The organism is Mycobacterium sp. (assembly GCF_965229105.1).
Lineage (GTDB): Bacteria > Actinomycetota > Actinomycetes > Mycobacteriales > Mycobacteriaceae > Mycobacterium.
Map to the genome: position 1 here is coordinate 1693208 of NZ_OZ245858.1, position 15168 is coordinate 1708375.

A 15168-nucleotide genomic window follows, 5' to 3' on the forward strand; every position below is an offset into this window, starting at 1 on the left:
GCTATCCACTATCCGACCGTGTTTTGGCCCGGGTCGAGGGCGGTCGAGGTATGAAAAATGAGGTACGAGAGCAGTACTCGCGAAAACCCGGTCGATCGGCCATGACCTTCTCGGTGAGTCGCGCCCCGGTGGCGTAGACCAGGAAGTACGTCATGAGGGCGGGTGAGAGCACCGTCGCCACCGCGGGCCAGCCGTAGAGGCTGATGAGCCAGATACCCCACCACACGCAGGCATCGCCGAAATAGTTTGGATGGCGGGTCCAGGACCACAGACCGCGATCCATGATCAGACCCCGATGCGACGGATCGGCCTTGAAGACCCGCAGTTGATGATCGCCCAGTGCCTCGAAGACGACTCCGAGTAGCCACACCGCGACCCCGAGCGCCAGCACCGGCAGCAATGCCGTCGGGGTGGGGCCCGCTGCGGCCGACACCTGCAGCGGCAGCGAGACGAACCAGGTCGCAGCGGCCTGGGTGCCGAAAATCTTGGTGAGCACGTTGGTGGGTGAGAAATCGTCGTGCAGCAGGTTTGCGTAGCGGGGGTCTTCACCCTTACCGGCCGATTTGCCGTGCATATGCCAGGCCAATCGCAGTCCCCACACCGCCACCACCGTCAGAAGCAGCAGTCGACGCAGCAGATCACCGGTACCGACAGCAGCAGCGACAGCGGCAACCGCCACAAAGCCGAGACCCCAGGCCACATCGACGACGTTGTAGCGCCCGATCCGGCGGCCGATGGCGAATGTCACCGCGAAAACGAGCAGCACGGCGGCCAGCGAGGCGGCGGAGACGATGAGCAGGTTCACCAGCGGCCTCCGCTCGGTGCGAAGGTCCACTGGTAGACATCGAGATAGCCGGAAGTGAACCCGGCCTCCGAGTACGCCAGGTACAGCTCCCACATCCGCTGGAAGACATCATCAAAGCCCAATGCGGACACGGTATTTCGACGCTCGACAAAACGTTCGCGCCACAGTCTCAACGTCTCGGCATAGTGCGCGCGCAGCGAGAACATGTCCACGGTGCGCAGTGACGTGTAGCGCTCAGTGGTCCCGACGATGGCTTCGGTCGACGGCAGCAGTCCGCCGGGAAAGATATAGCGCTGAATCCAGGTGTGGGTGTTGCGACTGGCCAGCATCCGCGAGTGAGGCATGGTGATGGACTGGATCGCCACCCGGCCGTTCGGTGTAACCAAGTCATCAAGGGTCTGGAAATACGTTGGCCAGAAGGCATATCCGACTGCCTCGACCATCTCGACGGAGATGACGGCGTCGTAGCGGCCCTCAATATCGCGGTAGTCGCACAGGTCGATCTCTACCCGGTCGGTCAGCCCGGCCGCCGCGACGCGCTGGCGGGCCAGACGCTGCTGCTCGGTCGATAGGGTCACGGACCTGACGTGGGCACCGCGCCCGGCGGCGCGCAGGCACAGCTCGCCCCAGCCTGTGCCGATCTCCAGCACGCGACTACCCGGCCCGACGTTGGCGCAGTCCAATAGGCGGTCGATCTTGCGGTGCTGTGCATCGGCGAGCTGTTCATGGGTCGCCGGCAGGTGGTCGAACAACGCGCTTGAGTAGGTCATGGTCTCGTCGAGGAACTCGGCGAACAGCTCATTAGACAGGTCGTAATGCTCAGAGATGTTGCGCTTGGCCTGGTCTCGGCTGTTGTGCTGTGAACGGGGTTGACGTGCCAAGGCGATCGGGCGCATCCGCTGCAGTGTGCGTGGCACCAGATCGGCGACCGAGGTGGCGAACGCTGTCAGCACACCCGCGAGATCGTCGGACGTCCATTCGCCCGCCATATATGACTCGCCGAAGCCAATCAGACCGCTGCGGCCGATCCGGCGGGCCAACCGGTCGGGGTTGTGCAGCACCAGGGTCGGCAGGGTCGGGTCGGCGGCGCCGATCACCGTACCGTCCGGGTAGGCCAGTCGCAGCGGTAGTCGTTGCGCGGCCCGGTGCAGCAAGTTTGTCGCCACTTTGGCCGACAGGGCGGCGACGGGTCCGGCCGGCACCTTGGCCACCCCCGGCCAACGGGCGGAATCGATGACGCCAGAGCGTGTTCCGGTGGCTTCGAGGCTCACGACTGGTTCACTTTCTCGTGCTCGACAGGCGCCAGCGCGGTGACAGGTTCGCGCGGTACCAGCGGCACGCGACGCAGCCAGAGGGTAATTCCCTGAACGCGAATCCCCAACGCGCCCATCAGCGGAGCCATCGGGGCGGCGAACTGCATCCGGGCAATCGATGCGATGCCCGCTTTGAGCCGTTTACCGCGCATCGTCGCGACGAAGGCCGGCTGGTGATCGCGATGCAGCGAGATCGTCACATCCAGCTCCGCGGCTGGGCGCGGGGCCCGCACCAGGTAGTAGCCCTCGACCTTGTTAAAGGGTGACACATACAGCTTTTTGGTGACCATGACCGCGCGGCTCTCGTCCGGCGGGAGCAGATAGGCATGTCGACCGCCGTAGGTGTTGTGCACCTCGGCCACCACGGCCCGCAGGGCGCCGTGCGCATCGTGGCACCAGAAGATGCTCAGCGGGTTGAACACGTAGCCGAGCACCCTGGCCTGCATCAGGGCGGTGACCTGCCCGCCGGGCAGGTGCACGTCATGGCTGGCCAGAAAAGCGTTGACCCGGGTGCGCAGGGTGTCTTCCACCCCGGTTTCCGGTGGCTGCAGGTGATCACGCGCCTCGAAGCGGGCGAACGGCCTCAGCCAGCTCGGCAGCTTCGGCAGGTCGTCGATATCGACGTACCAGCTGTAGCTCTTGTGCTCGAAGTAATGGTGCACGGGCGCTCGGCGCAGGTGCGTGATCCGGGTGCGGTAGATGGCCGGCGCGCTCATGCGGTCACCGCCGCACGCTGGGGATGGCCGACTGCTAGCCAGTCCGCGCCGAGGTGGCGCGCGGCGCGTAACCCGGACGCCGCGCCGTCCTCGTGAAAACCCCAGCCGTGGTAAGCGCCGGCGTAGACGATGCGGTCATCGTTCAAGGTGGGCAGAAGCTGTTGGGCAGCAACCGATTCTGGCGTGTAAAGGGGATGGTGATACGTCATTTCGGCCAGTACTGAGCCGGGGTCGACGCGGTCCCGGCCACCGAGGGTGACCAGGAACCGCAGTGGTCCGGTCAACCGCATGAGCCGGGTGATGTCGTAGGTGACCAGGACATCGGAGTCGTCCCGGCCCGCCGCGGTCAGGTAGTTCCAGGACGCTCGTGCGCGCCGATGGGTGGGCAGCACTGATTCGTCGGTATGCAGTTGGGCGTGGTTGGTGGAGTAGGGCATTGCACCGAGCACCGACCGTTCGGCCGAAGTGGGCTCGGCCAGCATGGTCAATGCCTGATCGGGATGGGTGGCGATGACGACGGCATCAAACTCTTCTTCGTGGCCGTCGGTGCCGGTGATCAGGACACCGTCAGGTACCCGCCGGACGGTACGAACAGCCTGTCCGGCGCGGATCTCGTAGAGCTGGTCGGCGATGGCTTCGACATAGGTGGCCGAACCCCCGACCACTGTGCGCCAGGTCGGCGAGCCGAACACGGTGAGCATGCCGTGGTGTTCGAGGAACACGAACAGATAGCGGGCCGGATAGTTCAGTGCGGCACCGGGCCCACAGGACCACACCGCAGCCACCAGGGGGGTCAGGAAGTTGTCGACGAAGTACTGGGAGAACCCGTGCCGCGCGACGAACTCGCCGACGGTTTCGGCGTGATCCACGGCGCCGGTGTTGGTCTCGGCGTCCCTCAGCAACCGGGTTGCGGTGCGATGAAATCTCTTGACCTCAGCGAGCATTCGAAGATAGCGGGGCCGAACCAGGTTGGCAGGGGTGGGGAAGAGTCCGCCTATCCCGCGTGCGCCGGCGAATTCGAGGTCGCCGAACCGGTGGCCCCTGGCCGATACCGACATCGACATGTCGGTATCGCGGGTGGCGATGCCCAGCTCCCCGAACAGGCGACACAATGTCGGGTAGGTGCGGTCGTTGTGGACCAGGAAAGCCGAGTCGACGCCGACGATGTTGCCGTCCCCGTCGTCGAGGAAGTGGGTGTGGGCGTGGCCGCCCAGGCGGGTGTCCGCCTCGTAAAGCGTGACTCGATCCTGACCGGAGAGCAGATAGGCAGAGGTCAGGCCCGCGACCCCGCTACCGATCACGGCGATTGAACGTCCGCTCATGTGTGTTCCTTGCACCCCCTGCATTCGGAGCCGGGACCGCAGCGGATGGGTGACCTCCGACGAGAGAGTTGGTCTGGTCGAAGTTAACGTTGGCCCATGACATCGACGATCTTCGACGGCGGCACCATCTGGACCGGGACTGGCGAGACCAGCGACGCACTTCTGGTGGTGGATGGGCTGGTCAGGGCATTGGGTGAGGACGCACGCCGCGATGCCGACGGCGCGCACCGGGTCGACCTCGGTGGCGGCTTCCTGATGCCGTCCTTCGGCGATGGTCACGCCCACCCGTTGCCAGGCGGGTTGGAGGCGGTCGGTCCGCGGGTGCGGCCATGCAGTTCGGTCGCCGAGATCGTGGCCGCGGTCAAGGCATACGCCGAGGCGCATCCCGACGAGGAGTGGATCACCGGCGCCTCCTACGACAGCAGCCTGGCACCGGAAGGGCTCTTTGACGCGCGCTGGCTCGACGAGGCCGTCCCCGATCGCCCGGTTGTGCTGCGGGCCTGGGATTACCACACCGTGTGGTGCAACTCGGAAGCGTTGCGCCGCTGCGGTATTGACGCCGATACCCCCGACCCGGCGCTGGGCGAGATCGTCCATCGTGAGGATGGTTCGGTGCTCGGCACCCTCCGCGAGTGGGGGGCGGTGGATCTGGTGTTGAACGCGGCCCCGCCCCGACCCCTGGATGTCCAGGTCGGTGCCCTGCGCACGGCGGCCGACTACTACCTCGCGCGCGGGGTGACGTGGGTGCAGGACGCCTGGGTCAACGCCGAAGACATCGACGTCTACATCGAGGCGGCGAAACAGGATGCGCTCGGGGTCCGGTTCAACCTGGCCTTCTACGCCGACCCACGCTACTTCGACACTCAGGTCGAGACGTTTGCCGAGTCCCGGCAGCGCGTCCTCGACGCGGGATCACCGCTGCTGACCGCCAACACCGTCAAATTCTTCGCCGACGGCGTGGTGGAGAACGAGACCGGTTCGCTGCTGGCGCCGTACTGTTCGGGCCTGCACAGCCACGGTATGCAGGTCTGGGAAGGTGACAGCCTGGCGCAGGCCGCCCGCCGGGTCGACGAGCTCGGATTCCAGATCCACATCCACGCCATCGGCGACGCGGCGGCCCGTCAGGCGCTCGATGCGATCGAGTACGCGATCACCTCAAACGGGCCACGGGACCGTCGTCCGGTGATCGCCCACGCGCAGCTGGTCGACGATGCCGACCTCGGCCGGTTCGCTGCGCTCGGCGTCACCGCCAACATGCAACCGCTGTGGGCACAACTCGATGCGTTGATGAACGTGCTGACCGTGCCGCGGCTCGGGCCCGAACGCTCCGCCAAGCAATACCGGATGAAGACCATCGACACCGCGGGCGCGTTGTCCTTCGGTTCGGATTGGCCGGTGTCGTCGGGTGCACCGCTCGACGGGATCGCCGTCGCGGTGTCCCGTCGCACCGCCGACGGCGAACCTGCCGGCGGCTGGACGCCGCAGGAGATCCTGACCATGGAGCGGGCGCTGACGGCGTACACCGCCGGAGTGGCCGAACAGGCATTCGCGGGACAGACGGGCCCGGCGTGGGGCACCATCGTCCCCGGCGCTAGCGCGGATCTGGTGTGGCTCAACAATGATCCCCGCGAAACTCCTGCACTTGCGGTGCCCGATCTCGAGGTTCGAGGAACCTTTCTTCGGGGAACGCAGGTGCACCCCGCCGGTTGAGAGGAGCGTTAATGTCCAGCGCAGAGTCGTCCCCGCCCGTGTCAACCATCCCCGAGGGCACCGACGCTGGAGACGGCCATCTGCGCCGCGCTCTTGGTGTCCCTGCCCTGGTGCTGTTCGGCATGGTCTACATGGTGCCGCTGACGGTTTTCACCACCTACGGCATCGTCACCCAGATGACCGGCGGCCGGTTGTCGGACGCCTATCTGGTGACGCTCGCGGCGATGGTGTTCACCGCCTGGTCCTACGCCCGAATGGCCAGGGCCTACCCGGTGGCGGGCTCCGCCTACGCCTACACCCAGAAATCGTTCGGTGCGCCGATCGGCTTCCTGGCCGGCTGGTCGCTGCTGCTCGATTACCTGTTCCTGCCGATGCTGAACTATCTGGTCATCGGCATCTACATGGGTGCCGCGATACCCGCTGTGCCACCGTGGGTGTGGATTCTGCTCTCCATCGCCTTGGTGACCGGGTTGAACATCGTGGGCATCGTTTCGGTGGCGCGGGCCAACTTCGTGCTGCTGGCGGTGCAGATCGTCTTCATCGTGGTGTTCGTGGCGATGGCGATTGCGGCGACATCCGGGAGCGGCACGGTCAACCTGATGGCGCCCTTCGTCGGTGACGGCAGTGTGCGCGAGATCAGCCCGATCTTTGCCGGAGCGGCGATCCTGTGCCTGTCCTTCCTGGGCTTCGACGCGGTGTCGACGCTCTCGGAGGAAGCCAAGGACCCCAGACGCAGTGTGCCGAAGGCCATCATGATCGCCACGGTGGTGTGCGGGCTCATCTTCCTGCTGCTGTCGTACGTCTCACAGATCGTGTTCCCGTCGAACAACTTCGCCGACGTCGACTCGGGCTCGCTGGATGTGATGACCGCCGCAGGCGGGCAGTTCCTCAACACCTTCTTCACAGCGGCCTACATTGCCGGCTGCATCGGATCGGCGCTGACGTCACAGGCCTCGGTGGCCAGAATCCTCTACGCGATGGGGCGCGACGGTATTCTCCCGCGGCAGGTGTTCGGCCGAATTCTGGCGCGCTTCGCAACGCCGGCGCTGGCCATTTTGGTGGTGGCGGTGATCTCGCTGGCCGCGATCTGGATCAAATTGGACTTCCTGGCCTCTATCGTGAGCTTCGGTGCGCTGGTGGCCTTCTCGGCGGTCAACCTGACGGTGATCAAGCACTACTTTGTCGATCAGGGTGAACGCGGTCTGCTCGGAGTGTTGCTCAACGTGGTGCTTCCGGCGATCGGTTTCCTGCTGACGGCGTGGCTGTGGACAAGTCTGTCCGGGTTGACGCTGAAGGTCGGAATCATCTGGCTGGCAATCGGTTTCGCATGGTTGCTCTTCGTCACCCGCGGATTCCAACGCCCGACGCCGGTTCTCGCTCTGGAGGAATAGCATTTCGAGTCAGGATTCCGAACCTCCGGGCGGCGCGGGAGAATTGGCACTGGTCTGCGTCGCCGCCATGATCGCCGGGGTCTTCATCGGCTTTATCGGCGGCGCGTTCCGCTGGTGTCTTCAAAAAGCTGACGTGTTGCGGGTGGATCTGTCCGAGTGGGCGCATCAGCTGCCGGGACCGGGTTGGCTCATCCCGATGGCCGCGACCGCTGTCGGTGCGGCACTTGCTGCCGCGGTGGTGCGGTGGATGCCGTTGGCGGCAGGCAGCGGGATCCAACACGTCGAGGCGGTGTATCGAGGGGACGCCGCACCCCCGGTGCTGCGCCTGCTTCCCGCCAAGTTCGCCGGCGGGGTCCTGGGGATCGGTTCGGGTCTGGTGTTGGGCCGTGAGGGACCAACGGTGCACATGGGTGCGGCGGTCGGGGCGACTGTCGCGCGATGCGCCCGGTTTTCCGATAGCACCGTGCGCATGTTGCAGACCGCCGTCGGCGGTGCCGGCCTGGCCGTCGCCTTCAACGCGCCCATCGGCGGCGCCCTGTTCACCCTCGAAGAGGTGACGAAATCCTTTCGGCTGCAGACGGTGCTGGCCACTGCCTTCGCCGCTGCCACGGCGGTGGGCTGCTCGCGGCTGGTGGTCGGGGATCATCCAGATTTCCTGGTGCAAGGAGTTGCCTCACCCGCTCTGGGGTGGCTTCCGTTGTTCATCGTCTTCGGATTGGCGACCGGATGCCTTGGCGCGCTGTACAACCGGTTGACATTGGGGTTCGTCGACCGGGTGAAGCTGCTCTCCGGTGTGCCCTCAGAGGTCAAGGCGGCCGCGATAGGCGCACTGATCGGCTTGATGATGTTCATCCAACCGCTTGCAGTCGGCGGCGGTGACACGCTGACGCAATCGATTCTCGGTGGGAATTCGATGATCCTGCCCGTGGTGATCGGACTTCTGGCGTTGCGGTTTGTGGCCGGCCCGCTGTCGTACGCCGCTGCCGTACCTGGCGGTCTGTTTGCCCCTCTTCTTGCGGTTGGCGCGCTGTGGGGACTGCTGTTCGTCGGTGGCTTCGGTTTTGTGTTGCAGCAGACTGGGTGGCCCGGTGACACGGCCGCACTGGCAGTACCGATGGCGATCGTGGGAATGGCGGCGTTCTTCGCGGCAACGGTCCGGGCGCCGGTGACGGGAATCGTCCTCGTCGTCGAGATGACCGCCACGACGTCGGTGCTCGTGCCGATGCTGGCGGCCACCGCTGCCGCAGTGCTGGCGGCGGAACTTCTGAGGTCGCCGCCGATCTATGACAGCCTTCGGGAACGGATGCCTCCCGAACCCGGTCTCACCCGCGCATAGCGTCGGGATTCACCAGCTTCGGGCGGCCGCAATCAGTCCGTGCACCAGCGCTGATGTTGCTCGCGACAGGCCGTCCTCGCCGGCCATCGGGCTCCGCGGGCTGATACCGCGTATCCGGGGGGAGAGCTCGAGCTGGGTACCGCCGCCACGCATCCGGTTGACCGGATTGTCGGGGTGCAGGCCGCGCAACTCCCTGGGGATGGCCTCCAGATCGGTGATCACCTGATAGCCCGGTATCTCGATGCTGCGGGCCAGATGAGCCGCCAACACCCGGTTGCCGCCGCCAGCCAGCACGTGGGTGCTGCGGCCCATCCGCCCGTAGCCGTGTAACGACACCGCCACGTCGACGTGGTCGAGGAACTCGGCCAGGCGCGCCGATTCCGTTGCGAGGTAACGCGCCGACGGCAGGTGATGCGGATAGCGATCGGGGTGCCGGACCAGATACACCGATGCGCCCGCCACGTCGGCGGCGCGTTCGGCGATGACGTCGGTCATCTGTTCCAGCCCGCCGCCATGGATCGCCAGGAAGCCGAACCGCGATCGCAAGGTACTGGTCTCGACGACGCCAGGTTCGGTCAGTAGTGCCGAAAGTGTCTGGGGCCCAACCGATGTAGATGACGCTACCGGGCGCGGCCAGTTGGCGGGATCCCACCGGCGCAGGAACTCGATCCAGCGGTAAGGCAGTTCGTGGTGGTGCGCACCGTCGATGATGCGTTCCAGATAGCCGGGCCTGGGCGGACCAGGATCGACGCGATGGTCGATATATACCCAGGCGTCCGATGGTCCGTCGTCGGTGTGCACGGTCAGCCGGTCGCGGCGATAACGCACCGGAACACCCTCGGCACTGTCCAACGTGGCCAGATCGCGGTCGGACACGTGCCACACCACACCGTGCACTTCCGAGCCGGCCAACGGCTCGATGGTGGCGACCCCGCGCTCGTTGATCAGCCAGTCATGGTCGGCGAGCGTTGCGCGGCGGGGCGCAACGGCGTCGGGGCAGCGCGCAGCCATCTGCTGCACGCACAGATTCGATCCGTACGCGAAGTAGGTGTGGCGGTCTGTGTGCACTCAGCCCGTCACGGTCAGATAGATGAGCACCACGTTCAGCAGCGTAATCACTGCGGCGACAATCCAGCCAAGCGCGGAGGTGACGCGGTGGTTGGCATCACTGCCCATCAGGGTGGTGTCACTGGTGAGCCGGATCAGCGGAATCAGGGCGAACGGAATACCGAACGACAGCACGACCTGCGATAACACCAATGCCCGACTCGGGTCGAAGCCGACGCCGAGGACCACAAGGGCGGGGATCAGGGTGACGACGCGACGCACCAGAATCGGGATGGAGATCTTCAGCAGCCCGCCCATGATCATCGCGCCGGCGTAGGCGCCGACGGACGTCGATGCCAGGCCCGACGCCAACAGGCCGATCGCGAAGAACAACGCGATCGTCGACCCGAGGGTGTCCTGGACTGCGTGGTAGGCGCCCTCGATCGAATCGGTGTCGTCGCGGCCCTGCAGGTTGGTCGCGGCAATCAGCAGCATAGACAGGTTGACCGCGCCGGCGACCAGCATCGCCAGCGTGACGTCCAATCTGGTGGCGCGCAGCAGTGTGCGACGCCGCGGACCTGCATCCGGATGACCGTGCCGGTCCCGGGCCAGCCCGGAATGCAGGTACACCGCGTGCGGCATCACCGTCGCCCCGAGCATGGCGGTGGCCAGCAAGACACTCTCGGCGCCGTCGAACCGGGGGATCAGGCCCTCGGCCACCTGGGCGGGATCGGGCGGCTCGACGAACAGGCTGGTCAGAAACCCAACTGCGATCACCATCAGTAGCCCGGTGATGACTCGCTCGAACATCCGCTGGCCGCGCCGGTCCTGGATCACCAGCAGCAGCAGCGACACCAGCCCGGTGATGACGCCGCCGACCAGCAGGGGTAGGTGGAAGAGCAGGTTCAGTGCGATCGCGCCGCCGACGACTTCGGCGAGATCTGTTGCCATAGCTACTAATTCGGCCTGTAGCCAGTAGGCGATCCGGGTCGGCCTGCGGGTGTTGTCGGCCACTGCCTCTGGCAGGTTTCGTCCGGTGACCAGGCCGAGCTTGGCCGACAGGTACTGGACCAGGCCGGCCATCACGTTGGCGACCACGATAACCCACAGCAACAGGAAACCGAATTGCGCGCCGGCGCTGACGTTGGCGGCGACGTTGCCGGGATCGACATACGCGATCGAGGCGACGAAGGCGGGGCCTAGGAGATAGAGGATGGGCCGCAGCGGAGCCTGGGTGCCCTGCACCAGCGAACCCACTTTCTACACGCGCGCCATTGATCCGCCGCGACGAACTAGAAAGTTAGGGTAGCCGAAAACTCACCGGCTGTCCCGTTGATCACCCGTTGATCAGCGGCCGATGATGATGCCGCCGCCCCACCCGCCGCCGAGGATGCCCCAGCCATAGTTATTCGACCTCACCAGCGGCGGTGAAGTGATGATCTGGGTGCTGCCGCCGGTGGTGCATTGTGTGGTGTACGGCGCGGTGGTGACGCACTCCGGCAGCGCGGCTGCGCTCGGAGCCAGGATCACGGCAGAGCCGAGTCCCGCCATCACCATCGCTGATGCAAAGAAGCCGTATTTTTTGGCCATGACCTGCTCCGATCGCTGGAGCAAGCATACGCGCGCGCGTGGCGGAAAGAGCCGACTAGCGCCGACCGCCACCGCCCCAACCGCCGACCATCAGGGCGGGTCCGAAGAACTCGTCATTCCACGGGTAGAGGTAGTTCTGGTCCTCGATCGGCGGCGACGCGTTCAACTGCACATTGCCCGGCGTCGCGCATTCGGTGGTGGTGCCGCCGGCAAACTGGTCACCCCCGACATTGGCGCACGCGGGGAGGCTGGGGGCCGGCGCTGGGGCCGCAGTCTCATCGGCGGCCGCCACCGGGGCAACCAGGATCGCGGCGGCTCCGGCCGCCACGACCAGGGGCGTGAGGTAGCGCAGAGCGTTCGTAGCCTTCATAACTGGCAGCGTATCCCCAGACAGAAGGCCTGTCACAGATCGGGGATGGGCAGGTCGAGATTGGGGAAGGTGATGCCGCCGTCGACCTCAAGGGTCTTGCCAGTCAGGTAGCTACCAGCAGGTGAAGCCAAATAGACTGCGGCAGCGGCGATATCGAGGGGATCACCGAGCCTGCGCAGTGGCGTCGCCTTTTCCATCGGGGTGCGCAGCTCCTCGTTCGAGGCCACGATGTCAAGCGCAGAGGTGAGGATCGAGCCCGGTGCGATGGCGTTGATCCGGATCCGCGGGCTCAGGTCGAGCGCGGCGAGCCGGGTGTAATGCGCCAGCGCGGCCTTGGCGGTGCCGTAGGCAGCAAACCCTCGCCCGGCCAGGCGCCCCATCGTCGAGGTGATGTTGATGATGCTGCCGCCACCGGAATGTTCCAGCATCAGCGGGACCGCGGCCGAAACCAGCGCGTGCGCCGTCATCACGTTGAAGGTGAAGGCATCCCGGAAATCTTTGGTGGAGGTGTTGAGTAGCGCATTCGGCATCGTCCCTCCGACATTGTTGACGACGATGTCGAGCTTGCCGAAAGCCGATACCGCGGCAGCGGCGAGTTCGGCCGTCGTCTCCGGATGGGCGAGATCGCCCACGACGATGTGGGCACGTCGGCCCGTTTCGCGGATCTGCGCCGCCACCGCTTCCAGCTCGGATTGCGTGCGGGAGGCGATCACGACATCGGCGCCGGCTTCGGCAAAAGCCAAGGCCATCGCCGCGCCGAGCCCACGTCCGGCCCCTGTGACGATGGCCACCTGATCGTCGAGTTTGAATCTGTCGAGTATCACCGGCCGAACGTTAACAAGCCGCTCCTGCCCAGGTGTGCCAATTGCGAACGTTGGTAGAACATGTTCTAGTTTTTCAGTTGGGCGACTATTGAACCGCCAGGAAGGGCATACCGTATTCCTCCATATGAACGCGCGAACACATAGCCTGAGCCGATGATCGACAGTAAGTCAGCGCCAGCGATCGCGGCTGCGGCCGTTGAGTTTCCGGCGGAGCGACATTCGCAGGACGAGGTCATCTCGGCGCTGGCAAAGTTCGCAGGCCCGGAGTTCCTCCGGTTTGCCGCCGCCAGCGGCGTGCAGAGCCGGCACCTCGCTCTGCCCCTGGCGCGTTATACCGAGCTCACTGGCTTCACCGAAGCCAATCAGCTGTACCTGGAGGTGGCCCTCGAAATCGGCGAACGCGCGCTGCGGTCCGCCTTGGACGCCGCCAAGATCAGGCCCCAAGACGTCGACGTCATCTTCTCCACGACCGTCACCGGACTTGCGGTCCCGACGCTGGATGCGCGACTGGCCGGGCGGGTCGGACTGCGCCCGGATGTCAAGCGGGTCCCGCTGTTCGGCCTCGGGTGCGTCGCGGGTGCTGCCGGGGTGGCCCGGATGAACGACTATCTGCGGGCCTATCCGAGCGAAACGGCGGTGCTGTTGGCGGTCGAGTTGTGTTCGCTGACGATTCAGCAGAACGACCTGTCGGTGGCGAACCTGGTGGCCAGCAGCCTGTTTGGTGACGGCAGTGCGGCGGTTGTCGCCAGGGGTGCACAGTGCTCGGTGCAGGGTCCACGCGTGCTGGCCAGCCGCAGCCGGCTCTATCCCGACACCGAGAACGTGATGGGATGGGAGATCGGCACCGACGGCTTCCGCATCGTCCTGTCCGCCGATGTGCCGACGGTCGCCGAGAAATATCTCGGCGAGGACGTCCGGTTGTTCCTCGCCGAGTTCGGTCTGGTCTCCAGCGATATCAGCACATGGGTCTGCCACCCCGGGGGGCCCAAGGTGATCGAGGCTGTCGAAAACGTACTCGAACTGTCCGATACCGCATTGGACCGCACTCGGGAATCGTTGCGGGACAACGGAAATCTGTCGTCGGCGTCGGTTCTGGACGTGTTGCGCGCCACCCTGGCCGATCCGCCAGCCCCCGGATCGCTGGGCATGATGATCGCGATGGGTCCGGGGTTCTGCTCCGAACTCGTCCTGCTGAGATGGTGACGGCGTGTACTACCTGTTGATCTTGGCGGTCGGTGTCGAGCGGCTGGCCGAGTTGGTGCTCTCCAAGCGTAATGCCCGGTGGGCATTTGCCCACGGTGGCAGGGAGTTCGGCCGTCGGCACTATCCGGTGATGGTCACCATCCACACCGCCCTGCTGGTGGGTTGCGTCGTCGAGGTGTGGGCGTTGGACCGGCCGTTCATCCCCTGGCTTGGTTGGCCGATGTTGGTGATCGCGGTGCTCGCCCAGGTGCTGCGCTGGTGGTGTATCACCACCCTGGGGCACCGGTGGAACACCTTGGTGATCGTGCTGCCCGACGCGCCTTTGGTGCAGCGGGGTCCGTACCGGTGGATCCACCATCCGAACTATGTCGCCGTCGTCGCCGAGGGTATCGCTCTTCCGCTGGTACACACCGCATGGGTGACTGCGCTGTGCTTCACCATCGCCAACGCGCTGTTGTTGACCGTGCGCATCCGGGTCGAGAACGCCGCACTGGGTTACGCGGTGGCAGCTGATCGATGACTGACTACGACGCGGATCTGCTGGTGGTCGGGGGCGGCCCCGGTGGCTTGGCCACCGCATTACACGCTCGTGCGCAAGGGCTTTCGGTGATTGTCGCCGACCCGCGTGACGGCCCCATCGACAAAGCCTGCGGGGAGGGACTGATGCCCGGCGGGTTGGCCGAGCTGACGAGTCTCGGCGTGGATCCGGCCGGAATGCCCTTACGCGGTATCGCCTATGTCGCGGGGGATCGGCGGGCGGAGGCGTTTTTTCGACACGGTCGCGGTCCCGGGCGCGGGGTGCGCCGCACGACGCTTCATGCGGCGATGGCGGGACAGGCCAAAGCGGTCGATACCGAGTGGGTTTCGGCCAAAGTGGGCACCGTCACCCAAGATGCCGATGGCGTGACCGCGGCCGGTATCAGGACCCGCTATCTGGTGGGGGCCGACGGCCTCCATTCGGCTGTGCGCCGGGCTGTCGGTATCGATGCGGTGGCTGGCACCCCGCGTCGCTTCGGTGTGCGCAGGCATTACGCGGTACCGACCTGGTCGGAGATGGTGGAGGTGCACTGGTCGCCTTACGGGGAGGCCTATGTGACGCCGGTGGAGCCTGATTTGGTCGGGATCGCCATTCTCAGTAATCGCCGGCCCGATCTGAGTTGGTTTCCTTGGCTGACAAGGTATCTCAAGAATGCCGAGCCCGGCCCCGAACGTGGGTGTGGTCCGCTGCGACAGGTGGTTTCCCGCCGCGTGGCAGGCCGCGTGCTGTTGGTCGGCGATGCCGCCGGGTATGAGGACGCCCTGACCGGCGAGGGTGTCAGCCTGGCCGTCAAACAGGCGGGAGCAGCCGTCGCGGCTATTGCCGCTGACCGGCCGAGCGCCTACGAACAGGACTGGCGGCGGATCACCAGGCCCTACCGATTACTCACCCGCGGACTGGTGTTGAGCACCAGCACCGAAATCGGCAGTCGCGCCATCGTGCCTGCCGCCGAGGCGTTGCCCTGGGTGTTCGACAAGGCCGTCAACATCCTGGGCCGGTGAGC

Annotated in this window: 15 protein-coding genes; 6 read left to right on the plus strand and 9 right to left on the minus strand. The window is 65.8% G+C overall.

Going from position 1 to position 15168, the window contains the following annotated elements; genetic code table 11:
- Position 1: 1 nt before the first annotated feature.
- Genes ADBZ9O_RS08220 through ADBZ9O_RS08235 form a run of 4 tightly spaced genes read right to left on the minus strand, consistent with a single transcriptional unit; the run spans position 2 to position 4156 of the window.
- Complete coding sequence (locus tag ADBZ9O_RS08220) at positions 2-805, minus strand: DUF1295 domain-containing protein (RefSeq protein ID WP_526530114.1); 804 nt, start codon at positions 803-805, stop codon at positions 2-4.
- Positions 802-2076 carry an SAM-dependent methyltransferase gene (locus ADBZ9O_RS08225; protein WP_526530116.1) on the minus strand — a complete coding sequence of 425 codons (1275 nt, stop codon included), beginning with the start codon at positions 2074-2076 and terminating at the stop codon, positions 802-804. Before ADBZ9O_RS08225 ends, ADBZ9O_RS08220 begins: the two co-directional genes overlap by 4 nt.
- A complete protein-coding gene (locus tag ADBZ9O_RS08230) occupies positions 2073-2834 on the minus strand; it encodes a DUF1365 domain-containing protein (protein WP_526530118.1) in 762 nt (253 codons plus the stop codon). The genes ADBZ9O_RS08225 and ADBZ9O_RS08230 overlap by 4 nt, the downstream gene beginning before the upstream one ends.
- The gene (locus tag ADBZ9O_RS08235; RefSeq protein ID WP_526530120.1) at positions 2831-4156 is read right to left on the minus strand and encodes an NAD(P)/FAD-dependent oxidoreductase; all 1326 of its coding nucleotides are present in this window, start codon (positions 4154-4156) and stop codon (positions 2831-2833) included. Before ADBZ9O_RS08235 ends, ADBZ9O_RS08230 begins: the two co-directional genes overlap by 4 nt.
- Before the next feature lie 96 nt (positions 4157-4252).
- Here ADBZ9O_RS08235 and ADBZ9O_RS08240 point away from each other — a divergent pair, with 96 nt between their 5' ends.
- The 3 genes from ADBZ9O_RS08240 (at position 4253) to ADBZ9O_RS08250 (ending at position 8593) form a co-directional block, all read left to right on the plus strand.
- Positions 4253-5866: an amidohydrolase gene (locus ADBZ9O_RS08240; RefSeq protein WP_526530122.1), complete on the plus strand. Its 1614-nt coding sequence runs from the start codon at positions 4253-4255 to the stop codon at positions 5864-5866.
- A gap of 11 nt (positions 5867-5877) precedes the next feature.
- Complete coding sequence (locus ADBZ9O_RS08245) at positions 5878-7257, plus strand: amino acid permease (RefSeq protein ID WP_526530124.1); 1380 nt, start codon at positions 5878-5880, stop codon at positions 7255-7257.
- A 67-nt stretch (positions 7258-7324) separates the two neighbouring features.
- Positions 7325-8593, plus strand: coding sequence for a H(+)/Cl(-) exchange transporter ClcA (locus ADBZ9O_RS08250; protein WP_526532957.1), 1269 nt, complete (start codon positions 7325-7327; stop codon positions 8591-8593).
- Positions 8594-8602: 9 nt separating this feature from the next.
- On the opposite strand, the gene ADBZ9O_RS08255 is transcribed toward ADBZ9O_RS08250, so the two are convergent.
- The 5 genes from ADBZ9O_RS08255 to ADBZ9O_RS08275 form a co-directional block, all read right to left on the minus strand.
- Positions 8603-9604: a poly-gamma-glutamate hydrolase family protein gene (locus ADBZ9O_RS08255; protein ID WP_526532959.1), complete on the minus strand. Its 1002-nt coding sequence runs from the start codon at positions 9602-9604 to the stop codon at positions 8603-8605.
- Positions 9605-9661: 57 nt separating this feature from the next.
- Positions 9662-10888 carry an Nramp family divalent metal transporter gene (locus ADBZ9O_RS08260; protein ID WP_526532961.1) on the minus strand — a complete coding sequence of 409 codons (1227 nt, stop codon included), beginning with the start codon at positions 10886-10888 and terminating at the stop codon, positions 9662-9664.
- Positions 10889-10987: 99 nt separating this feature from the next.
- Entirely contained in the window at positions 10988-11230 is a 243-nt protein-coding gene (locus ADBZ9O_RS08265) for a hypothetical protein (RefSeq protein WP_526530126.1), read from the minus strand.
- A gap of 55 nt (positions 11231-11285) precedes the next feature.
- The gene (locus ADBZ9O_RS08270) at positions 11286-11600 is read right to left on the minus strand and encodes a hypothetical protein (RefSeq protein ID WP_526530128.1); all 315 of its coding nucleotides are present in this window, start codon (positions 11598-11600) and stop codon (positions 11286-11288) included.
- A 32-nt stretch (positions 11601-11632) separates the two neighbouring features.
- Positions 11633-12424 (minus strand): SDR family oxidoreductase, encoded by a 792-nt coding sequence (locus ADBZ9O_RS08275; protein WP_526530130.1) that lies wholly within the window; start codon positions 12422-12424, stop codon positions 11633-11635.
- Positions 12425-12577: 153 nt separating this feature from the next.
- On the opposite strand from ADBZ9O_RS08275, the gene ADBZ9O_RS08280 reads away from it, so the two are divergent.
- The 3 genes from ADBZ9O_RS08280 to ADBZ9O_RS08290 are packed head-to-tail and all read left to right on the plus strand — an operon-like array spanning position 12578 to position 15166.
- Positions 12578-13627, plus strand: coding sequence for a type III polyketide synthase (locus ADBZ9O_RS08280; RefSeq protein ID WP_526530132.1), 1050 nt, complete (start codon positions 12578-12580; stop codon positions 13625-13627).
- 4 nt (positions 13628-13631) lie between these two features.
- The gene (locus ADBZ9O_RS08285; protein ID WP_526530134.1) at positions 13632-14147 is read left to right on the plus strand and encodes an isoprenylcysteine carboxyl methyltransferase family protein; all 516 of its coding nucleotides are present in this window, start codon (positions 13632-13634) and stop codon (positions 14145-14147) included.
- On the plus strand, positions 14144-15166 hold the full coding sequence (locus tag ADBZ9O_RS08290; protein WP_526530136.1) for an NAD(P)/FAD-dependent oxidoreductase: 1023 nt from the start codon (positions 14144-14146) through the stop codon (positions 15164-15166). Before ADBZ9O_RS08285 ends, ADBZ9O_RS08290 begins: the two co-directional genes overlap by 4 nt.
- The last annotated feature ends 2 nt before the right edge of the window (positions 15167-15168 follow it).